Annotated in this window: 1 protein-coding gene; it reads left to right on the top strand. The window is 40.5% G+C overall.

Annotated features, from left to right (window positions below; genetic code table 11):
- Window positions 1–405 (top strand): type II toxin-antitoxin system HicB family antitoxin (locus C3B52_RS35800; protein WP_306418846.1); only part of this gene is annotated, 405 nt, incomplete at its 5' end.
- Window positions 406–573 lie beyond the last annotated feature (168 nt).

Here is a 573-nt window from a genome sequence, read left to right as displayed (position 1 = left end):
AAAATGTCTGACGGTGCCTTTTTATATCCTGCCGTGATTGAACATTCAACGGATGGATTTAGCATTTACTTCCCAGACTTTCCAGGAACGGCTGTGCTACATTCTTCAGAAAGCAATGCTATCTTGAATGCCAAAAGCCTGTTGATCTCAAGGTTGGTCGAACTAACTTACAAAAACGAACAACTTCCTCCCCCTACCCCTGCTAAAGACATCGAACTGTACAACTCAACGGATCGTATTGTTTATATTGAGTGTAACATCTTACCCTATCTTGAGGGGCATAAAAACAAATCCGTGACAGTGAATTGCACCGTTCCCATGTGGATGAGGGATGCAGGAAAAGAACTAGGAATAAACTTCTCACTTGTATTACAGCAGGGCCTTAAAGATGCTTTAAAGATGTAGTCTGCGACTAAGGACCTGGTATCAACAGGTCCTAATTTTTATATACTCTACGCCATTCTTTTTTTTCAAGCCCAACATCGCTCATATCTCTTTCTATCTTTTCGAATTGCCTGATTTCATTCAGAGTCATATTCATCTTATAGGCCACTTCTTTTTGTGTATACCCCT

It is taken from the genome of Brevibacillus reuszeri (assembly GCF_002897295.1).
Lineage (GTDB): Bacteria > Bacillota > Bacilli > Brevibacillales > Brevibacillaceae > Brevibacillus > Brevibacillus reuszeri_A.
This window is presented reverse-complemented; position numbering and strand designations above follow the sequence as displayed.